General features: G+C 59.5%; 16 protein-coding genes, 2 tRNA genes and 2 pseudogenes. 6 read left to right on the top strand and 14 right to left on the bottom strand.

What is annotated here, in order from left to right; all coding sequences use genetic code 11:
• Nucleotides 1-118 precede the first annotated feature (118 nt).
• The 4 genes and pseudogenes from AC07VR_RS10940 to AC07VR_RS10925 all read left to right on the top strand — a co-directional run bounded on the left by AC07VR_RS10940 (nucleotide 119) and on the right by AC07VR_RS10925 (nucleotide 1,589).
• A tRNA-Leu gene (locus AC07VR_RS10940) sits at nucleotides 119-205 on the top strand.
• A 166-nt stretch (nucleotides 206-371) separates the two neighbouring features.
• Nucleotides 372-459 (top strand) — tRNA-Leu (locus AC07VR_RS10935).
• Between the two features lie 122 nt (nucleotides 460-581).
• Nucleotides 582-695: pseudogene (locus AC07VR_RS10930) on the top strand (iron ABC transporter substrate-binding protein); the annotation flags it as partial.
• Nucleotides 695-1,589 (top strand): annotated as a pseudogene (locus AC07VR_RS10925) (transposase). The pseudogenes AC07VR_RS10930 and AC07VR_RS10925, both read left to right, overlap by 1 nt.
• Nucleotides 1,590-1,630: 41 nt before the next feature.
• Here AC07VR_RS10925 and AC07VR_RS10920 read toward each other — a convergent pair.
• From AC07VR_RS10920 to AC07VR_RS10865, 12 genes are all read right to left on the bottom strand, one after another.
• Nucleotides 1,631-3,565 (bottom strand): methyl-accepting chemotaxis protein, encoded by a 1,935-nt coding sequence (locus tag AC07VR_RS10920; protein WP_495011235.1) that lies wholly within the window; start codon nucleotides 3,563-3,565, stop codon nucleotides 1,631-1,633.
• Between the two features lie 138 nt (nucleotides 3,566-3,703).
• Entirely contained in the window at nucleotides 3,704-4,996 is a 1,293-nt protein-coding gene (locus AC07VR_RS10915; RefSeq protein ID WP_494993440.1) for an adenylosuccinate synthase, read from the bottom strand.
• Between the two features lie 54 nt (nucleotides 4,997-5,050).
• The gene (locus AC07VR_RS10910; protein ID WP_494993439.1) at nucleotides 5,051-6,238 is read right to left on the bottom strand and encodes an ATP phosphoribosyltransferase regulatory subunit; all 1,188 of its coding nucleotides are present in this window, start codon (nucleotides 6,236-6,238) and stop codon (nucleotides 5,051-5,053) included.
• A gap of 275 nt (nucleotides 6,239-6,513) precedes the next feature.
• A complete protein-coding gene (gene hflC / locus AC07VR_RS10905) occupies nucleotides 6,514-7,383 on the bottom strand; it encodes a protease modulator HflC (RefSeq protein ID WP_494993438.1) in 870 nt (289 codons plus the stop codon).
• Complete coding sequence (hflK, locus tag AC07VR_RS10900) at nucleotides 7,383-8,555, bottom strand: FtsH protease activity modulator HflK (protein WP_494993437.1); 1,173 nt, start codon at nucleotides 8,553-8,555, stop codon at nucleotides 7,383-7,385. Before hflK ends, hflC begins: the two co-directional genes overlap by 1 nt.
• 96 nt (nucleotides 8,556-8,651) lie before the next feature.
• A complete protein-coding gene (hflX, locus tag AC07VR_RS10895) occupies nucleotides 8,652-9,953 on the bottom strand; it encodes a ribosome rescue GTPase HflX (RefSeq protein WP_494993436.1) in 1,302 nt (433 codons plus the stop codon).
• 12 nt (nucleotides 9,954-9,965) lie between these two features.
• Nucleotides 9,966-10,226 (bottom strand): RNA chaperone Hfq, encoded by a 261-nt coding sequence (gene hfq, locus AC07VR_RS10890; protein WP_419117040.1) that lies wholly within the window; start codon nucleotides 10,224-10,226, stop codon nucleotides 9,966-9,968.
• 96 nt (nucleotides 10,227-10,322) lie between these two features.
• Entirely contained in the window at nucleotides 10,323-11,294 is a 972-nt protein-coding gene (gene miaA / locus AC07VR_RS10885) for a tRNA (adenosine(37)-N6)-dimethylallyltransferase MiaA (RefSeq protein ID WP_495011234.1), read from the bottom strand.
• Entirely contained in the window at nucleotides 11,294-13,192 is a 1,899-nt protein-coding gene (mutL, locus tag AC07VR_RS10880; protein ID WP_495011341.1) for a DNA mismatch repair endonuclease MutL, read from the bottom strand. Before mutL ends, miaA begins: the two co-directional genes overlap by 1 nt.
• Nucleotides 13,193-13,200: 8 nt before the next feature.
• Nucleotides 13,201-14,628 carry an N-acetylmuramoyl-L-alanine amidase gene (locus AC07VR_RS10875; RefSeq protein WP_494993434.1) on the bottom strand — a complete coding sequence of 476 codons (1,428 nt, stop codon included), beginning with the start codon at nucleotides 14,626-14,628 and terminating at the stop codon, nucleotides 13,201-13,203.
• On the bottom strand, nucleotides 14,629-15,099 hold the full coding sequence (gene tsaE / locus AC07VR_RS10870) for a tRNA (adenosine(37)-N6)-threonylcarbamoyltransferase complex ATPase subunit type 1 TsaE (protein ID WP_494993433.1): 471 nt from the start codon (nucleotides 15,097-15,099) through the stop codon (nucleotides 14,629-14,631).
• Nucleotides 15,087-15,947, bottom strand: a complete 861-nt coding sequence (locus AC07VR_RS10865) for an NAD(P)H-hydrate dehydratase (RefSeq protein ID WP_495011233.1) — start codon at nucleotides 15,945-15,947, stop codon at nucleotides 15,087-15,089. The genes tsaE and AC07VR_RS10865 overlap by 13 nt, the downstream gene beginning before the upstream one ends.
• Nucleotides 15,948-16,010: 63 nt before the next feature.
• Between AC07VR_RS10865 and queG the strand changes: the two genes are divergently transcribed.
• Entirely contained in the window at nucleotides 16,011-17,090 is a 1,080-nt protein-coding gene (gene queG / locus AC07VR_RS10860; protein ID WP_494993431.1) for a tRNA epoxyqueuosine(34) reductase QueG, read from the top strand.
• Here queG and AC07VR_RS10855 read toward each other — a convergent pair.
• The gene (locus AC07VR_RS10855) at nucleotides 17,072-17,683 is read right to left on the bottom strand and encodes a trimeric intracellular cation channel family protein (protein ID WP_494993430.1); all 612 of its coding nucleotides are present in this window, start codon (nucleotides 17,681-17,683) and stop codon (nucleotides 17,072-17,074) included. The genes queG and AC07VR_RS10855 overlap by 19 nt on opposite strands.
• Before the next feature lie 217 nt (nucleotides 17,684-17,900).
• Nucleotides 17,901-18,443 (bottom strand): oligoribonuclease, encoded by a 543-nt coding sequence (gene orn, locus AC07VR_RS10850; protein WP_495011232.1) that lies wholly within the window; start codon nucleotides 18,441-18,443, stop codon nucleotides 17,901-17,903.
• A gap of 107 nt (nucleotides 18,444-18,550) precedes the next feature.
• Between orn and rsgA the strand changes: the two genes are divergently transcribed.
• Nucleotides 18,551-19,582, top strand: coding sequence for a small ribosomal subunit biogenesis GTPase RsgA (gene rsgA, locus AC07VR_RS10845; protein WP_494993428.1), 1,032 nt, complete (start codon nucleotides 18,551-18,553; stop codon nucleotides 19,580-19,582).
• Nucleotides 19,583-19,689 lie beyond the last annotated feature (107 nt).

The following is a 19,689-nucleotide window of genomic DNA, read 5'->3' as shown; positions in this document are numbered from 1 at the left end:
AAAGCTCACCTGAGTGCCGCTCGCGAAATTTTCCAAGTATTTTTAATAACAGGGGTTTACAGTTAAAAACGTGGTCCGTATAGTGCGCGCCATCGACGACGCAGACGTTGTCGATACTGCCCAGATGGTGAAATTGGTAGACACGCCAGCTTCAGGTGCTGGTGACCGCAAGGTCGTGGAAGTTCGAGTCTTCTTCTGGGCACCAATTTAGAGCTGGAGATTACATCAATCTTCAGGCTCCCACAAAAACCCGCGAAAGCGGGTTTTTGCATTTCAGGCGTTTGATTTATTAAAACCAAAACAGGGGTTTACAGATCAAAACGCTCTACGTATAGTGCGCTCCATCAACGGCGTACAACGCTGCTGATACTGCCCAGATGGTGAAATTGGTAGACACGCCAGCTTCAGGTGCTGGTGACCGCAAGGTCGTGGAAGTTCGAGTTCTTCTTCTGGGCACCAATTCAAACTTCAGAGCATTGCTTTGAAGCTTCACAAAAACCCGCGAAAGCGGGTTTTTGCGTTTCTGGTTTTCGAATCTGCGCAGCCTGCGCGCCTTCGGTAAGGTCTACGGCAACAACATGTCGGACCGCGGCCTGAAACCCTTCAACCAGCTGCAACCACCAAACGTCACCCCGGCCGACCTCGGCAACGCCGAACAAGCGCTGGATCTGGAACGTGACGCTGGCCTGAACTGATGAGCGCATCGCTAGCCGCCTCCGCAAACCACAGGGGTTCTATGCCACGGCGCAAACGACCATCAATCTGGCTGCTGTTACCAGTGCTGCTGTTAGTGGTGCTGAGCCTGCTGCCGTTGCTGTATGTCGGACTCAAAGCCTGGCAAGCCGGTTGGGCCCAGGCACTGCATTTACTGTGGCGCCCCTATGTCTTTGGCTTACTGCGCAATACGCTGTGGCTGATGATCGGCGTGATCGGCTTGTCTCTGGCCTGGTTGCTGGAGCGCAGCAACTTGCCTGGGCGCCGCTTGTGGGGGGGTGCTCTTCAGGATCACCCTACCCTTGCTTTGGCCTTCTTTACTGGCCGGATCACTGCTGATCGCCCTGCACATGCTGGTGGAGTTCGGCGCCCTGTCGATCATCGGCCTGCAAACCTTTACCACAGCGATTTACCAGCAGTTCGAGCTGGAATTCAGCAACGCCAATGCAGCGATGCTGTCTGCGGTATTGCTCGCGCTTTGTCTTGTGCTGTTGTGGCTGGAATTGCGGGTTCGCGGCAAGGATGCCAGTGCGGTGCAGCGATATGCCGGGATCGCCCCGGTCACCGAACGCAGTGGCAAGAAAAAAATCGTCCACTGGCGCTATCAATGCGCAACTTTTTTGCGCCAGACCTTTGTTGAATGGGCTGCCCACAGCATCAATCAATCGGTGTGGGCAGAGGCGTATTATCGCCAGCAAAGGGCCAAAGGCAGCTCTTACCAAGCGGCCCTCAGGGCACTGGCGTTCAAGTGGATCCGGATCGTTTATCGGTGCTGGAAAACCAGCACCGTGTACGACGAAAACGTTTATCTACAGGCCTTGCCTCGGCACGGCTCGCCTTTGATCAGCGAGCCGGACACAGCAAAGCCGTGCTGACGGAAAGGCTCAGGGCGTGATGGCGATGGAACAGGCAACATCTATGCCCTGAACTGCCCCAGACTCGCCTTCAGTTGCGCCGCCAGACCGTCCAGCACCTTGCCGCTGGCGGTTGTCTCCACCACCGCCTGAGCCGCGCGCTCTGCCTGGGCATGGATGGTTTCGACCCGCCCACGTACCGCGTGCGCACCTTTCGCCTGATGAGCCGCCGCCTGGGTAGCCAAACCAATCGCCGCATGGACCTGCTCAACCGAGGACTGCACCGACTGCTGCAAGCGCGCACTGTCACGCAACACCAGCAAGCCTTCGCTGGCCTGACGACCCGCCTGACCAATCGCCGCTACCGCTTCGCGCGCCCCCTGCTGCAAGGCCCCAATATGCGCCTGGATGTCGCCGGTTGAGCTTTGAGTCTTACTCGCCAGCGCCCGCACCTCATCGGCCACCACCGCAAAACCGCGCCCGGTTTCGCCGGCGCGCGCCGCTTCAATGGCCGCGTTCAGCGCCAGCAGGTTGGTCTGTTCGGCAATTCCGTGAATCACCGTCAGCACCACTTCAATCTGCTCGCTTTGTTGCGCCAGTCGCTCGATCACTTTGGCGCCGGTATCCACCTGCCCGGCCAATGCCTCGATCAAGCTTCCGACCTGCGCCGATGTACGGGTGTTCTCGTCGGTCGCCTGACGGATATCCACCACCTGCTTCAAAGCCGCCTGCATGGCATGACTCTCGGCCTGGGCCTCATCGGCCATTTGCGACAACGCACGCAGGCTCTCCGCGACTTCGTCCCGCTGCGCCGTTGCTGCCGCATCGGCACCGGCATTGCGCAGGGTCATGGCGCCAATCTCGACACCCGTGCGCTGCGCTACATCGCCTGCCTCGCGGACAATTGGCTGCAACTTATCCACAAAGCGGTTGACCGCCGCAGCCATGTCGCCGATCTCGTCCTTGCTGTTGAGCTGGACGCGCTTGGTCAAATCACCCTCACCGGCTGCCAAATCATTCAGCGCCGCGATCAATAGATGCAACCGGTTGACCACCCGACGTCCCAGCACCACCGCCAGCAACAGCAAGACACCAAACCCGACCAATGCCAGGCCCATGCCGATCCGCCAGCGCAACGTTGCTGCAGCCTCCTGCACGGTGCTGGTGGTGTTGTCCTTCATCTGCGAGGCGGTGGTTTGCGCCGACTGCAAGCGCCCACGCATAGCGGTTGCGCTATCAGCCGCTGCGCCCTTGAGACTATCGCCAACCAATTGATCACTGCTGGCAATCAAGGTCGAGAAGCGTTTATCCAAAGCCGCCAGATCAGTCTCTACCGAAGCCGTGGAGACCCCCATCAATACCTTGCCGATTTCCACGCCATTGGGACTGATCGAGGCTTCGAGGTAGTAGACCGAAGAATCGTGCTTCGCCGCATCCAGCACTTTATCCATCGCGCGCTCGCCCTGGCCTTTCTCCAGAAGGGCCTTGTTGATCGGGTTTTCCCGATTCATATAGCGAGTCAGGTGCTGGCCGGTGGCGTCGTCATACACCACGAACAGCACGTTGGGATTGCGCTGGGCACGTCGAGCGAATTCGGAAAGGGTCGGGACATCGTTGTCCCACATCGCGCGCGGAGCCACAGAAGCAAGAAGCTGGGCCATATCATTGGCCGAGTCCTTCAGATCCTTTTCCAGTGCAGCACGCAGTTGCGACTGCTCATCCTTCAGTCGCGAGGACAGACCCGCGGTCAGGCGCTGACGGGTACTGGTGGAGAGACTGTCGAGGCTCGACGTGACTTCACGCCCCGCCTGCTCGAGCTCGCCAGACAGTTTCTGGCTATCGACACCCAGTCGGGTACCGAGATCAGCTTCCAATGCGGTCACCGTACTCCGAGTCAGAGCAACAGCCACCAGCACCTGCACCAAAAGGGCGATACCAAGGGTAACGAACACAGGCCGCAGTAAACGGCTTTGTAACAGTGAGAGAACGGCCGACACAGGAAATCCCTCTACGTTGACGCCATTAAATTGATGGCACCCTGGAAAGGATAATCACAGCAAAGGTCGTGCCGTCCAACAGACAGAAACGACAAAGGACCCTATAAAGGGTCCTTTGCGTTTTACATCAACGACTTATTAAGCAAACGGATGACGCAGAACGATGGTCTCGTTGCGGTCCGGCCCCGTCGAAATAATGTCGATCGGCGCGCCAACCAACTCTTCGACGCGCTTAATGTAAGCACGAGCAGCCGCTGGCAGCTCTTCCAGGGTCTTGGCACCCAGGGTCGACTCGGTCCAGCCCGGCATTTGTTCGTACACTGGCTCCAGGCCGATGTAGCTGTCGGCGTCGGTCGGTGCGTCGATGACTGCACCATCCTGGTTCTTGTAGCCCACGCAGATATTGATGGTCTCAAGACCGTCGAGCACGTCGAGCTTGGTCAGGCACAGGCCGGAGATGCTGTTTACGTCGATGGCGCGACGCAGGATCACGGCATCGAACCAGCCGCAACGACGAGCACGGCCGGTGGTAGCGCCGAACTCGTGGCCACGCTTGGCCAGGAACGCACCAACGTCATCGAACAGCTCGGTCGGGAATGGACCCGAACCCACGCGAGTGGTGTAAGCCTTGGTGATGCCCAGAATGTAATCCAGGTACATCGGACCAAAACCCGAACCGGTAGCGATGCCGCCGGCCGTGGTGTTGGAACTGGTGACGTACGGGTAGGTACCATGGTCGATGTCCAGCAGCGAGCCCTGGGCACCTTCGAACATGATGTCCTTGCCGGCGCGACGCAGGTCGTGCAGCTCGGCAGTCACGTCCAGCATCATCGGCTTGAGCAGCTCGGCGTATTCCATGCACTCGTCGAGTGTCTTCTGGAAGTCGATCGCCGGCTCTTTGTAGTAATTGACCAGCACGAAGTTGTGGTAATCCAGCAACTCACCCAGCTTCGCGGCGAAACGCTCGCGATGGAACAGGTCACCGATACGCAGGCCGCGACGTGCAACCTTGTCTTCATAAGCCGGGCCGATACCGCGACCGGTAGTACCGATCTTGAGCTCGCCACGGGCTTTTTCACGGGCCTGGTCCAGCGCCACGTGGTAGGACAGGATCAGCGGGCAGGACGGGCTGATACGCAGGCGCTCGCGCACCGGTACGCCTTTCTCTTCCAGCTTGATGATTTCACGCAGCAAGGCGTCAGGTGCAACCACCACGCCGTTACCGATCAGGCACTGCACGCCTTCGCGCAGTACGCCCGAGGGGATCAGGTGCAAGACGGTTTTCTCGCCGTCGATCACCAGCGTGTGACCGGCGTTGTGGCCACCCTGATAGCGCACTACGGCGGCAGCATGTTCGGTCAGCAGATCAACGATCTTGCCTTTGCCCTCATCACCCCATTGGGTGCCCAGGACTACGACATTCTTACCCATAACACTTGTCCTCATTCGCGCAAACTTGGTGCCGGCAGCGGCCGGCAGGAAAACTCAAGAGGCCAGCGGCAATACTTGCCAAAGCCCGTTCTGCAGAATCAATTGCCGGTCGCAGTCCGCTTCACGGGCGGCGGCCAAAGGTTGCCCAGGCAACGCCTGAACAACACGCTGACCCTCACTGCGCAACTGGCAAACCTGCTGCCAGAGTGCCGCGTCCGTACTGTCAGGCATCCAGATACCGCCAGACGGTAGCTCGACTTCAGCACGCCCCAGGGTCACCAGGGTTTTCAAATCGGTAGAGAAGCCAGTCGCCGGACGGGCACGACCGAAGTCGGCGCCAATATCGTCATAACGACCGCCCTGAGCGATGGACTGGCCAACACCCGGTACGAATACTGCGAACACCACACCGGTGTGGTAGTGATAACCGCGCAACTCACCCAGGTCGAAGTAAAGCGGCAACTCCGGGAAACGCGCGGACAAACGCTCGGCAATCGCCAGCAAGTCATCCAGCGCAGCCAGAACAGGAGCCGGCGCATTGGCCAGACGCTCACGGGCAGCCGCTAATACTTCACGGCCGCCACACAAATCGACCAACGCCCGCAGCATGCCCGACAGATCGGCAGGCAGGCCTTCTGTCAAGGTAATGACCTCATCGATCGCCTTGCGCTGCAAAGCGTCGAACAACTGTTGCTCCACTTCACCGGACAAACCGGCGGCACGGGCCAGACCACGATAGATACCCACATGGCCAAGATCCATGTGCACATCCGGCACATCGGCCAGTTGCAGCATCGCCAGCATCAAGCTGATGACTTCAACGTCGCTGCTCGGACTCGCATCGCCGTACAACTCGGCGCCCAGTTGAATCGGGCTGCGCGAGGACGACAAGGCACGCGGCTGCGCATGCAGAACACTACCGGCATAGCATAGGCGGCTCGGACCTTCGCGACGCAAGGTATGCGCGTCGATACGCGCCACTTGCGGGGTGATGTCGGCGCGAAAGCCCATCTGTCGGCCCGACTGCGGGTCGATCACCTTGAAGGTCCGCAGATCGAGATCCTGGCCTGCTCCAGTCAGCAGGGATTCCAGATATTCGATGTGCGGGGTGACGACGAACTCATAGCCCCAGCTCTGGAACAGATCCAACACCTGACGACGCGCTACTTCAATACGCGCCGCTTCCGGCGGAAGTACTTCTTCGATGCCATCTGGCAGCAGCCAGCGGTCTACCGTTGCCATTACGCCATTCCCCTGTGATCCGGGCGGCACGCTTCTGGGCGAGCCTTGAGTAAAGCAGAAAGTATTGCATCCGACGCAAACCCAGTCGGACAACAGCCTGAACCCAGGCTACACAGCACTTTCCTCGAAAAATCTTGCCAAGTTCTCAAGCGAACTTCAGCCAATCAAACGTGCAGACGCAAAAAAGCCGGGAATTTCCCGGCTGCCGCATCATACACTCGTTTTCCCAAAGGATCACCCCGCCAAGCGCATTAGCCGCTCGGCGGGGCGCCCCATCAAGGCTTGGCTTTTTCCAGAAAACGGAAGAAGTCGCTGTTTGGGTCCAGAACCATGACGTCGGATTTGTTCGTGAAGCTTTCACGGTAGGCACGCAGGCTACGGTAGAACGCGTAGAACTCCTGATCCTGACCATAGGCCTTGGCGTAAATCGAAGCGGCCTGGGCATCGCCATCACCGCGAGCCTCTTCCGACTCACGATAAGCCTCGGCAAGCAACACGCGACGCTGACGATCGGCGTCGGCACGAATGCCTTCTGCCAGCTCGTTACCTTTGGCGCGATGCTCGCGAGCTTCACGCTCACGCTCGGTGCTCATACGCTCGAACACGCTGCGGTTCACTTCCTTCGGCAGATCGATGGCCTTGACCCGAACATCGATAACTTCGATGCCCAGCTCTTTTTCCGCCATTTTATTGAGCGAAGCAGTGATGTCCGCCATCAGCGCATCGCGCTCACCGGAAACCACTTCATGCAGGGTGCGTTTACCGAACTGGTCACGCAGGCCCGATTCCAGACGACGCGAGAGTCGCTCATCAGCAATCTGCTTGAGGCCGGATGTCGCGGTGTAGAAGCGCTCGGCATCTTTCACGCGCCACTTGGCGTAGGCATCGACCATGACGGCTTTCTTTTCCAGCGTCAGGAAGCGCTGCGTCGGTGCATCAAGCGTCATCAAGCGCGCGTCGAACTTGCGCACCTGGTTGACGTAAGGCACTTTCACATGCAGGCCCGGCTGAACATCAGTCTGAACCACGCGACCGAACTGCAGCAGCACCGCACGCTCTGTCTGAGCCACGATGTAGAAGCAGTTCCAGGCAGCGATAGCCACGATGACGCCGACAATAAGGGCGATCAGCGATTTATTGCTCATCAGCGACTCTCCCTGGTACGCGTTTGCTGTTGCTGCGAATCCGCTGCGCTGCGCGGGCTCACATCGCTGTTGCCAGCTGCTGCCGCGCCCACTGCCGGTGCAGTGCCGCTACGACCGCTTTCGATCATCTTGTCCAGCGGCAGATAAAGCAGGTTGCTCTGCCCGTTCTTGTTACCGGTCACAAGCACCTTGCTGGTGTTGCTGAAGACTTCCTGCATGGTGTCCAGGTACAGACGCTGACGGGTGACCTCAGGGGCCTTGCGGTACTCGGCCACCAGTTTGGTGAAGCGATCGGCCTCACCCTTGGCGCGAGAGACGGTCTCGTCGCGGTAACCATTGGCATCCTCGAGGATCCGCTGGGCCTGGCCACGAGCTTCCGGCACCACGCCGTTGGCGTAGGTCTCAGCCTGGTTGCGCGAACGCTGCTCATCTTCACGAGCGCGGATCACGTCATCGAAGGCTTCCTGGACTTCACGGGGAGCGGCAGCGCTCTGAACGTTGACCTGAGTGACGGTGATACCGGTGCGATAGGTATCGAGGAAGCGTTGCAGACGCTCCTTGATTTCGCTGGCCATCAACTCACGCCCCTCGGTCAGCACCTGGTCCATCGCGGTGGAACCCACCACATGGCGCAGGGCACTCTCGGTCGCGTGTTGCAGGCTGATTTCCGGCTGATCGACGTTCAGCACGAAGTCCTGCAGGTTGCTGATCTTGTACTGCACGGTCAGCGGCACTTCGACGATGTTTTCGTCTTCAGTCAGCATTTGACCCTGCTTGGTATAGGCACGCTCACGCGTGACGTTTTCCATGTACTTGCGATCGATCGGCGGGAAGTAAATGTTCAGACCCGGGCCGACGGTTTCATAGTACTTGCCGAAGCGCAGCACCACGGCCTGCTCCTGCTCGTCTACGACATAAACCGCGCTGTACAGCCAGATGGCCGCCAGCACGACAAGGCCGATACCAAGCAAGCCGTAACCTCCGCCCTTGCTTGAACCACCGCCATCGTCACCACGTTTCTTGCTACCACCGAACAACCCATTCAGGCTTTCCTGTAGCTTACGGAAGGCCTCGTCGAGATCTGGCGGCCCCTTGCGGTCGCCATTATTTCGGCGCTTACCACCCCAAGGATCCTGATTATTCGAGTTGCCACCCGGCTCATTCCAAGCCATAGCGCTCTCCATCTGATAAAGCAAAGACGCGCCCGCGGCGCGCCGACCAATGCTACAGAATGCCTGCTACAGCGGCACAACCGCTTTTTCAGGCTTTTATTGCAAAGTGTGTTGCTCGATGAACTCCAGCGGTTGCATTCCTTCGCGACTCACCAGTCGATTCAACTCGACCCGTGGCAAGCGAACAGCCAGTAAACTGATGCCTTCTTCATCGTGCTCTTCTTTCTGTACTGCGCCTAAAGCGAAGAACTGAGCACGCAGTCGAGCAAAACGCTGGGGCAAGCGCAAGGTGCCGACGAACAAATCGTTGCCGAGCAATTCTGCGACAGCCTGCTTGAGCAGATCCAATCCCTGACCGTCCCGGGCCGACAACCAGACCCGCTGCGGCTTGCCGTCGGCATCGCGCTGGATCTGCGGCTCCACACCCTCAAGCAAATCGAGTTTGTTATAGACCTCCAGGATCGGCAAGTCTTGAGCACCGATCTCGCCGAGCACCACCATGACCTGCTCAATCTGAGCCATACGCTCGGGCTCATGGGCGTCGATCACGTGCAACAACAGGTCGGAGTTGCTCGACTCCTCCAGCGTAGCCCGAAACGCCTCGACCAGCTTATGCGGCAAATGGCGGATAAAACCCACGGTATCGGCCAGCACGATGGGACCGAGGTCTTCGAGCTCGAGGCGGCGCAGGGTCGGGTCGAGAGTGGCGAATAGCTGGTTGGCCGCGAAGACATCGGAGTCCGTCACCGAGTTGAACAGCGTCGATTTGCCGGCGTTGGTATAACCCACCAGTGAAACCGTCGGAATGTCAGCACGCTTGCGGCCACGACGCGATTGCTCACGCTGGCTGCGGACCTTTTCCAGACGCCCCTTGATCTGCCGCAGGCGAATCCGCAGGAGACGCCGGTCTGTCTCGAGCTGGGTTTCACCCGGGCCACGCAGACCGATACCGCCTTTCTGCCGTTCAAGGTGAGTCCAGCCACGAACCAGCCGCGTACTCATGTACTCAAGCTGGGCCAGCTCTACCTGGAGCTTGCCTTCATGGGTGCGTGCGCGTTGGGCGAAGATATCGAGAATCAGACCCGTGCGGTCAATCACGCGACACTCGAAAACACGTTCGAGGTTACGTTCCTGACTGGGTGTGAGGATGTGATTGAAAATCACCAGATCTACCTGTTCGGCTTTGACCAGGTCGCGTAACTCTTCGACCTTGCCGCTGCCAATCAGGTATTTGGCGGTTGGCCGATTACGCGGCACGTTAAAAAACGCGACGGTCTCGGCGCCGGCCGATATTGCCAACTCCTGAAACTCCTGCGGATCTTCGCGCGCCTCAGGGTCCTGACCATCCAAGTGAACGAGAATTGCCCGCTCACCACCACCGTGGCGCTCAAAGAACAAAGGAGACTCCTATCAGGCGTTACCTGGCTCAGCGTCACCCTGTTCGGTTTCGGTTGCGCTAGGCAAGCGAATTGGACGAACCGGAACCACTGTCGAGATAGCGTGTTTGTAAACCATCTGGCTGACGGTATTTTTCAGCAAAATCACGAACTGGTCGAAGGACTCGATCTGACCTTGCAGTTTGATCCCGTTGACCAGATAAATGGAAACCCCAACTTTCTCTTTACGTAAAGTATTCAAGTAAGGGTCTTGTAGCGAATGCCCTTTTGACATGTGCCGCACTCCTTTAAGGATCAATAATAAAAAAATTAGAAAACAGATGGCTTTTGGCCGCCACTCCCCCAAAGGATAGACGGCAATTGCAAGGACTCAGCTCAATATGGAGACCGTTCCCAAGTATTTCAAGGCGCGCGGCAGATTGTCGCAATCCAGACTGTCCAGCCAATGCAGGTCAGCCCAGCTGCGTAGCCAGGTGAACTGGCGCTTCGCCAATTGGCGCGTGGCAATGATGCCGCGCTCCTGCATCTCGGCTGACGTCAGCTTGCCATCCAGGTGATCCCAGACTTGTCGATAGCCTACAGCACGTATAGACGGCAACCCGGCATGCAGGTCACTTCTTGAACGCAGAGCTACGACCTCGTCAATGAATCCCTGTTCCAACATTTGTGTAAATCTTTGTGCAATACGCTCGTGCAGTACCTGACGGTTCGCCGGAGCGATGGCCAAGTTTGCGACAGTATAGGGCAATTGTCCGCGTCCCGAAGCGGCTGCTTCAGTACTTTGCGCAGATTGTCGCTGCCGATGGGCCGTCATGCTCAGGCCGCTGACTCGATAAACCTCCAGCGCCCGACTCAGTCGTTGCGGATCATTGGGATGGATTCTCGCCGCAGATTCCGGGTCGATCACCGCCAGTTGGTCGTGCAGGGCTTGCCAGCCAAGGCGTGCAGCCTCCTCCTCGATTTCTGCGCGCACGTGCGGATCGGCCGCCGGCATATCCGCCAGACCTTCGAGCAAAGCCTTGTAATAGAGCATTGTCCCGCCCACCAACAGCGGAATGTTGCCGCGTGCGGTGATGTCCGCCATCGCGGCCAGGGCGTCGGTACGGAAATCAGCCGCTGAATAGCTCTGCGCCGGGTCGAGAATATCGATCAACCGATGGGGAAACTCGGCCAACAGTTCTTTCGAAGGCTTGGCGGTGCCGATGTCCATGCCGCGGTAGACCAGCGCCGAATCGACGCTGATCAACTCGCAGGGCAATACTTTGCTCAACTCGATGGCCAGATCGGTCTTGCCCGCAGCAGTCGGGCCCATCAGAAATATGGCTGGAGGGAGCTGGCTCATCAACGACCGCGCAAGAACAGTTTGTCCAGATCGTCCAGGCCCAATTGGGTCCAGGTCGGTCGGCCATGGTTACATTGACCGCTGCGTTCGGTGTTTTCCATGTCGCGCAGCAGACCGTTCATTTCCGGCAAGGCCAGGCGTCGATTGGCGCGAATCGCGCCGTGGCAGGCCATGGTCCCGAGCAATTCATTGAGATGCGCCTGAATCCGGTCACTGGTGCCGTATTCCATCAGGTCTGCCAGGACGTCATGAACCAGACGGTTGGCTTCGGCCTGCTTGAGCAGTGCCGGGATTTGCCGGATTGCCAGGGTTTCCGGGCCCAGACGCTGTAATTCGAAGCCCAGACGCTGGAACCAGTTGCCATGTTCCTCAGCGCAATCGGCTTCGCGCTGGCTGACCGCAATCGACTCAGGCACCAGCAATGGCTGGCCGCTCAGGCCTTCGCTGGCCATCGCGACTTTCAGCCGCTCGTACATGATCCGCTCATGGGCCGCGTGCATGTCCACCAGCACCAGGCCCTGGGCGTTTTCCGAGAGAATATAGATGCCTTTAAGCTGCGCCAGCGCATACCCCAAAGGCGGGATATCACCCTGGCCGTCCGGCAGCGACACTGCCGCGTTTTCCGGCAAGGGCGCAAAAAACTCGCGATAAGCGCTCTGGGCTTCGGCGGCCGGCAACGCCGATTGAGGCCGCGGCGTGTATTGGTATTGATAACCCGCCCCGGCGCCTGAGCCCGGCGCATTGAATGTCGGTTGAGGCCGGGGTTGTTCCAGCAACAGATTGGCCGCCAGACTCATTTCGCCCTGCGGTCCGAACTCGCCGGCCTCGATTCCGCTTGGCCGGACAATGCCGGCGGCAGCGGCTGGGGCGGCCAGATGATCCTCCGGACGCACGTCGCCCAAGGCGCGGTGCAAGGTGCCATACAGGAAGTCATGCACCATGCGCCCGTCACGGAAACGCACTTCGTGCTTGGTCGGGTGCACGTTGACGTCCACTACCGCCGGGTCGACTTCAAAAAACAGCACAAAGGTCGGGTGCCGACCGTTGAACAGCACATCCCGGTAAGCCTGACGCACCGCATGGGCCACAAGCTTGTCGCGCACGGCGCGGCCGTTGACGTAGAAATACTGCAAATCCGCCTGGCTTCGGGAGAACGTCGGCAACCCGACCCAACCCCACAGGCGCAGACCGTTGCGTTCAACCTCGATCGGCAGCGCCTGCTCGAGGAATCCGGCACCGCAAACCGCTGCCACACGCCGGGCGCGAGCCGCGTCGTCATGAGCTTCGTGCAGACTGAGGATGCTCTTGCCGTTATGGCGCAAATGGAACGCCACGTCGAAACGCGCCAGCGCCAGACGCTTGATCACTTCTTGCAGGTGATCGAACTCGGTTTTTTCGGCCTTGAGGAATTTACGCCGCGCCGGGGTGTTGAAAAACAGATCGCGCACTTCCACCGAAGTACCCACTGGATGGGCCGCCGGCTGGACGCGGGGCGCCATGTCACGGCCTTCGGTCTCGACTTGCCAGGCCTGGTCGGCATCGCGGGTACGGGAGGTCAGGGTCAGGCGCGCTACCGAACTGATGGACGCCAGTGCTTCACCGCGGAACCCCAGGCTCATCACGCGCTCGAGATCCTCCAGGTCGCGGATCTTGCTGGTGGCATGTCGCGCCAGGGCTAATGGCAGGTCATCCGAAGAGATACCACTGCCATCGTCACGCACGCGCAACAGTTTGACCCCGGCTTGCTCGACGTCGACATCGATACGTTTGGCACCGGAGTCCAGGCTGTTTTCCAGCAATTCCTTGATCACTGACGCCGGGCGCTCGACGACCTCGCCGGCGGCGATCTGGTTCGCCAACCGCGGGCTGAGCAGCTCAATACGCGCGCGATTGCTCAGCATCTCACTCATTCCTTGGCCGCCAGTTCAGTACCCGGAATGGTCAGGGTCTGACCGACTTTCAGTTCATCGCTCTGCAGATTGTTGACGCTGCGCAGGGTGGCGGCCGAAACCTGATAGCGCACGGCAATCATCGCTAGCGTTTCACCCGGACTCACCCGGTGATCACGTGGCCCTTGGGCAATTTTTCCAGAATCACGCAGCCAGGCGATGTAAGTGCCAGGTGGCGGATTCTGCTGGAAGAACTGGCGAACACCGCTGCTGATAGAGCGGGCCAGCGCTTGCTGATGGTTGGACGCTGCCAGTTTCGAGGCTTCGTTGGCGTTGGAAATAAATCCGGTTTCTACCAGGATCGACGGGATATCCGGAGATTTGAGCACCATGAACCCGGCCTGCTCGACGCGCTGCTTGTGCAACGGCGTGACCCGGCCAATGTTGCTCAGGACCTTCTGGCCGACGTTCAGGCTTGAGGTCAGCGAGGCGGTCATTGACAGGTCGAGCAACACACCGGCCAACATCCGGTCCTTGTCATCGAGACTGACATTACCGGCACCGCCGATCAGGTCGGAGCGGTTTTCACTGTCGGCCAGCCAACGAGCGGTCTCGGAGGTGGCGCCGCGCTCGGACAAGGCAAACACCGAAGCACCGAAGGCGGCGGCTGACGGCGCCGCATCGGCATGGATCGAAACGAACAGATCTGCGCCCTTCTTGCGGGCAATCTCGGTACGTCCGCGCAACGGAATGAAATAGTCACCGGTACGGGTCAGCTCGGCACGGAAGCCTTTCATGCCGCTGACCTGACGCTGCAACTCCCTGGCGATCGCCAGCACCACGTCTTTTTCCTTCTGGCCGCGGGAGCCGGAAGCACCCGGGTCCTCACCACCGTGACCGGCATCGATCACCACAATGATGTCGCGCTTGCCGGCCGGCGCAGGTGGAAGCTTGATGGAAGGCTCGACCGGGGTCACTGGCACCGCAGGCACGGTGGCAACATTGGTCGGCGGCGGGGTCGGTGCAGCATCAGCAGCGTTGTCGAATAGATCGACCACCAGCCGGTTACCATACTGCGCATTGGGCGCCAGGATGAAACTTTTCGGCGTGACGGCTTTTTTCAGGTCGATGACCACCCGCAGGTCGGTCGGCGTACGCTGGGCCGAGCGCATGGAGGTTATCGGGGTGTTGGCGGTGGAGACATTCAGCGGGCCGCCAAGCGTCGCGCCATTGATGTCGATCACCAGGCGATCTGGCGCCGTCAGGGTAAAAACGCTGTGCTGGACCGGACCGGACAGGTCAAACACCAGTCGGGTGTTATCCGGTGCGCGCCACAGGCGTACGCTACGGACCTGTGTGGCAGCCACAGCGTCGACGGCCAGTGCCGTAAGCAATAGTCCTACGACAGCAACCAACGCGCGAAAGCGCATACCTAACCCCATCATTTATTTGAATTCCAATGCCAAAGCGGCACACCACAACTCGCCACGCGAGCCTTGGGGCAACAAACTCAGCGAACGTCCGCTGTTATGCGGGCTAATGGTAATGGTCAGGTCGGGCTTTGGCAAAAAGCCTGCACCACGCTGGGGCCATTCGATCAGACACAGTGCATCGCCTTCGAAGTAATCACGGATGCCGAGAAATTCCAGCTCCTCCGGATCGACCAGTCGATAGAGGTCGAAATGGAAAGCCCGAACCTCGCCGATCTCATAAGGTTCAACCAGGGTAAAGGTCGGACTCTTGACCGCCCCCATATGCCCCAGGCCACGGATGATGCCCCGCGACAAGGTGGTTTTCCCCGCCCCCAGATCACCGTCCAGGAAGATCACCCCAAGTCCTTGGGTGACTTGAGCGATACACGCCCCCAACTTGATCATGGCTTCTTCATCGGCCAGATACAGCGTTACTTCAGACACGGTGATTGCTCCTCCAGCAACTGACGAATGGCTGGAATCAAATCACTGGCCGCCAGCCCCCGGCCCAATTTGCCTTGACGCTCGCCAGCGCTGGCGTGCAGCCAGACCGCCAGACAGGCTGCATCGTAAGCCTCCATGCCCTGAGCCAGCAGCGCGCCGACCAATCCGGCCAGCACATCCCCCAGACCCGCCGTCGCCATTGCCGGATGACCACGATCACACAGCGCCAGGCGACCGTCCGGGCTGGCAATAAGACTGCCGGCACCTTTGAGAATGACCACCACCGAGTATTTCTTGCTCAATTGGCGCGCAACAGTAAGACGATCTGCCTGAACGGCCGCTGTCGAAAGCCCCAACAGACGCGCCGCTTCGCCCGGATGCGGAGTTATCACACAGCCCCTTGGCAATTCCAGCCCACCCTTGGCCAGCAGGTTCAGTGCATCGGCATCCCAGACTTGCGGCAATGGCGCATTGGCCGCCGCCGACAACAGACTCCGCCCCCAGGCAGCCTGCCCCAAACCCGGACCAACCACCAATACCGATGCCCGCTCAAGCAGCCCCATCAGTTGGTTGGCAGAATGTGTACCCACCGTCATGACTTCCGGTAGCCGCGCCAGGGCTGCCGGCACGTGCTCGCTGCGGGTCGCCACTGAAACCAGGCCCGCGCCACTGCGCAGGGCACTTTCAGCACTTAATAAGATGGCACCGCCAAGACCCCGGTCGCCGCCGATCAACAATACATGGCCGAACTGACCTTTATGGGCGCTCGGCGAGCGCGCAGAAAGCTGCGGCAAGTTGCCAGGCCCGAGGTGCTGAACGTCGGGTAAATCGTGTTTTGTCTGCGGCATGCGTCTTCGGGCTCCGATGTCTGGCAGAATTATACGCACCTCAGCCCCGGTTTCTCTCGTCTCATGCCTGCTATTACTGTCGACCTTCCCGCCCTCGCCCAATCAATCAAGGATTGGGGTCGCGAGTTGGGCTTTCAACAAGTTGGCATCAGCGGCCTGGACCTGGCCGAGCATGAGCAGCACCTGCAGCGCTGGCTCGACGCCGGGTATCACGGCGAAATGGACTACATGGGCGCCCATGGCAGCAAACGCTCCCATCCCGAGGAGTTGGTGCCGGGTACGCTGCGGGTGGTTTCGTTGCGCATGGACTACCTGCCGGGTGATACCCATATGGCTCAGCGCCTGGCTCAGCCGGAAAAAGCCTATGTCTCGCGGTATGCCTTGGGTCGCGATTACCACAAGCTGATCCGCAAACGCGTGCAGCAGTTGGCAGAGCGCATCCAGAAGGTCATCGGCCCGTTCGGCTATCGCGCCTTCGTCGACAGCGCTCCGGTGCTGGAAAAAGCCATCGCCGAACAGGCGGGGCTCGGCTGGATCGGTAAAAACACCCTGGTGCTCAACCGCAAGGCCGGCAGCTATTTCTTTCTCAGCGAGCTGTTTGTCGACTTGCCGCTACCGGTAGACCCACCCCACGCCACTGAGCACTGTGGTCGCTGCACTGCTTGCCTGGACATATGCCCGACCAATGCCTTCGTCGGTCCATATGTACTGGACGCTCGACGCTGCATCTCCTACCTGACCATCGAACTGAAATCCGCTATCCCCGAGGATTTGCGGCCATTGATCGGCAATCGGGTGTTTGGCTGTGATGACTGCCAGATCGTCTGCCCGTGGAACCGCTTCGCCCGCCCTTCGGGAGAAGGCGACTTCAAGCCCCGGCACAATCTGGACAATGCCCAGTTGGCCGAGTTGTTTATGTGGGATGAAGACAAGTTCCTCAGCAGCACTGAAGGCTCACCGTTGCGGCGAGCCGGTTATGAGCGCTGGCTGCGCAATCTGGCAGTGGGGCTTGGAAATGCACCTTCAAGCATTCCGGTGCTGGAAGCGTTGAAGGCGCGGCGCGATTACCCCTCAGAACTGGTGCGCGAGCATGTGGAGTGGGCGCTCAAGCAGCACGCCAACCGTCAGTGCTCGTCGTTGTAGACGAACTTCGGCATTTCCCAGTGAAAGCGGATCGCCAACAAGCGCAACAAGAATCCGCCGAACAAGGTAATCAGAATCGCCTGCTCAGCCGGCAATTGCAGGTAGACGCAGAACAGATAGCACCATGCAGCAGCGAACGAGACGCTGGCATAGAGTTCGCGGCGGAAGATCAATGGAATGTCGTTGCAGAAGATGTCCCGCAAAATGCCGCCGAACACCCCGGTGATCACCCCACTGACCGAGGCCACCAGCATACCGTGGCCCATTTCCAGGGCGATCATGCAGCCGATCAGGGTGAAAGCCACCAAACCTGCGGCGTCGAGCACCAGGAACAGTGAGCGCAGGTGGCGCATCCACTGCGCGATAAAGATCGTCACCAGCGCCGCGATCGAGGTCAGTACCAGGTATTCAGGGTGTTTGACCCAGGTCAGAGGGTAATGACCCAGCAGTACGTCGCGCACCGAACCACCACCGAGCGCCGTCACGCATGCGATCAGCACCACACCGAACCAATCCATGCCGCGACGACCGGCAGACAAGGCTCCCGTCATGGCTTCGGTGGTAATGGCAATCAGGTAAAGCATCAGCAACATGGTGGCGATCCGAGCAGGAGGGCGCGCAGTCTAACCAGTTGGCGTGAGCACCAAAAGAGGGCGTAAGCGTATTCATTCGGATAGCCCGCGTCGCCTTCATCGCGGGCAAGCCTCGCTCCTACAAGATTGGCGTCGAACCGCAATGGCGTGCCCGACACCTGGCTTGTAGGAGCGAGGCTTGCCCGCGAAGAGGTCAGACCCGATACCGCCAAACCGATCAGAACTTGATGAAGTTCTTGCGGTAATGCTGCAACTCGGCGATCGACTCGCGGATGTCGTCCAGCGCAAGGTGGGTGCTGCCCTTCTTGAAGCTGTCGCGTACATCAGGAGCCCAGCGTGCGGCCAGTTCTTTCAAGGTCGACACATCAAGATTGCGGTAATGGAAGTAGCTTTCCAGGGCTTTCATATGGGTATAAAGGAAGCGGCGATCCTGACAGATGCTGTTGCCACAGATCGGCGACTTGCCCTTGGGTACCCACTTCTCCAGAAAGGCGATGGTCTGTGCTTCGGCTTCGGCCATGCTGATGCTGCTTTCGCGAACCCGTTGAGTCAGCCCGGAGCCGCCGTGTTGACGGGTATTCCACTCATCCATGCCGGCGAGGATTTCGTCGCTATGGTGGATGGCGATGACCGGGCCCTCAGCCAAGGTATTGAGATTACTGTCAGTGACGATGGTTGCCATTTCGATGATGACGTCGGTATCAGGGTTCAGACCAGTCATTTCCAGATCGATCCAAATCAGATTCTGCGGGTTTTGCATATGTCGGCTCCTCGGCGTAGTTGCGCAGTTTAGCCTAGCCCGTAGGCAGGGCGTGCTAAACTCGCGGCCGTTTTACCTAACCGACGCCTTATCGACACGGAACACCCATGGCCAAACGCCAGCTCAATCGTCGCCAAAACTGGCGCATCGAAAAGATTCAAGGCGAGCGCGCCGCCCGCGCCGCCAAACGCGAATCCTCTGCCGTGGAAGCACTCGAGGGCGGCGATCTTGGCCCCGAGCAAACCGGGCTGGTGATCGCGCACTTCGGTGTGCAGGTCGAGGTCGAAGCCCGCGACGGCGAACTGGCCGGCCAGGTATTCCGCTGCCACTTGCGCGCCAATCTGCCTGCGCTGGTCACCGGCGATCAGGTGGTCTGGCGTGCCGGCAACCAGGGTATCGGGGTGATCGTTGCGCAGTTGCCGCGCAACACCGAACTCTGTCGCCCGGACAGTCGCGGCCAGCTCAAGCCAGTCGCTGCCAACGTCGACATGATCGTGATCGTCTTCGCCCCGCTGCCCGAACCCCACGCCAACCTGATCGACCGTTATCTGGTGGCTGCCGAGCATGCCGGCATTCGCCCGCTGTTGCTGCTGAACAAGGCTGATCTGATCGATGAGCAAAATGCTCCGGCGCTGAATGCCTTGCTGGCGGTCTATCGACAGCTGGGTTATCCGCTGCTGGAAGTGTCTGCCCACCACGGCGACGGCATGGAGCAGTTGCAAGTTCAACTGGACGGCCGTATCAGCGTGTTCGTCGGCCAATCCGGCGTCGGCAAATCCTCGCTGGTGAACAGCCTGCTACCGGAAGTCGAAGCCCGGGTCGGCCCGTTGTCCGAACTCTCCGGCCAAGGCACCCACACCACCACCACTGCGCGGTTGTTCCACTTCCCGGGCGGCGGCGAACTGATCGACTCCCCGGGGATTCGTGAATTCGGTCTGGGCCATGTCAGCCGCGCCGACGTCGAAGCGGGCTTCATCGAGTTCAATGATCTGATCGGCACCTGCCGCTTCCGTGACTGCAAGCATGACCGCGAGCCTGGTTGCGCGCTGCTCAAGGCACTGGAAGATGGCCGCGTGCAACAACAGCGAATGAACAGCTACCGCTCGATCATCGCCAGCCTGCCGGAAACCAGCTATTAATAAGTAGCAATCGGCATGTCTAGTCCTGAAATTGATCGTTCCCACGCTCTGCGTGGGAATGCCGCCCCGGACGCTCTGCGTCCGCTGTAGAGGTGACGCAGAGCGTC

Source organism: Pseudomonas sp. GW821-FHT02H09 (assembly GCF_059421425.1).
This window is presented reverse-complemented; position numbering and strand designations above follow the sequence as displayed.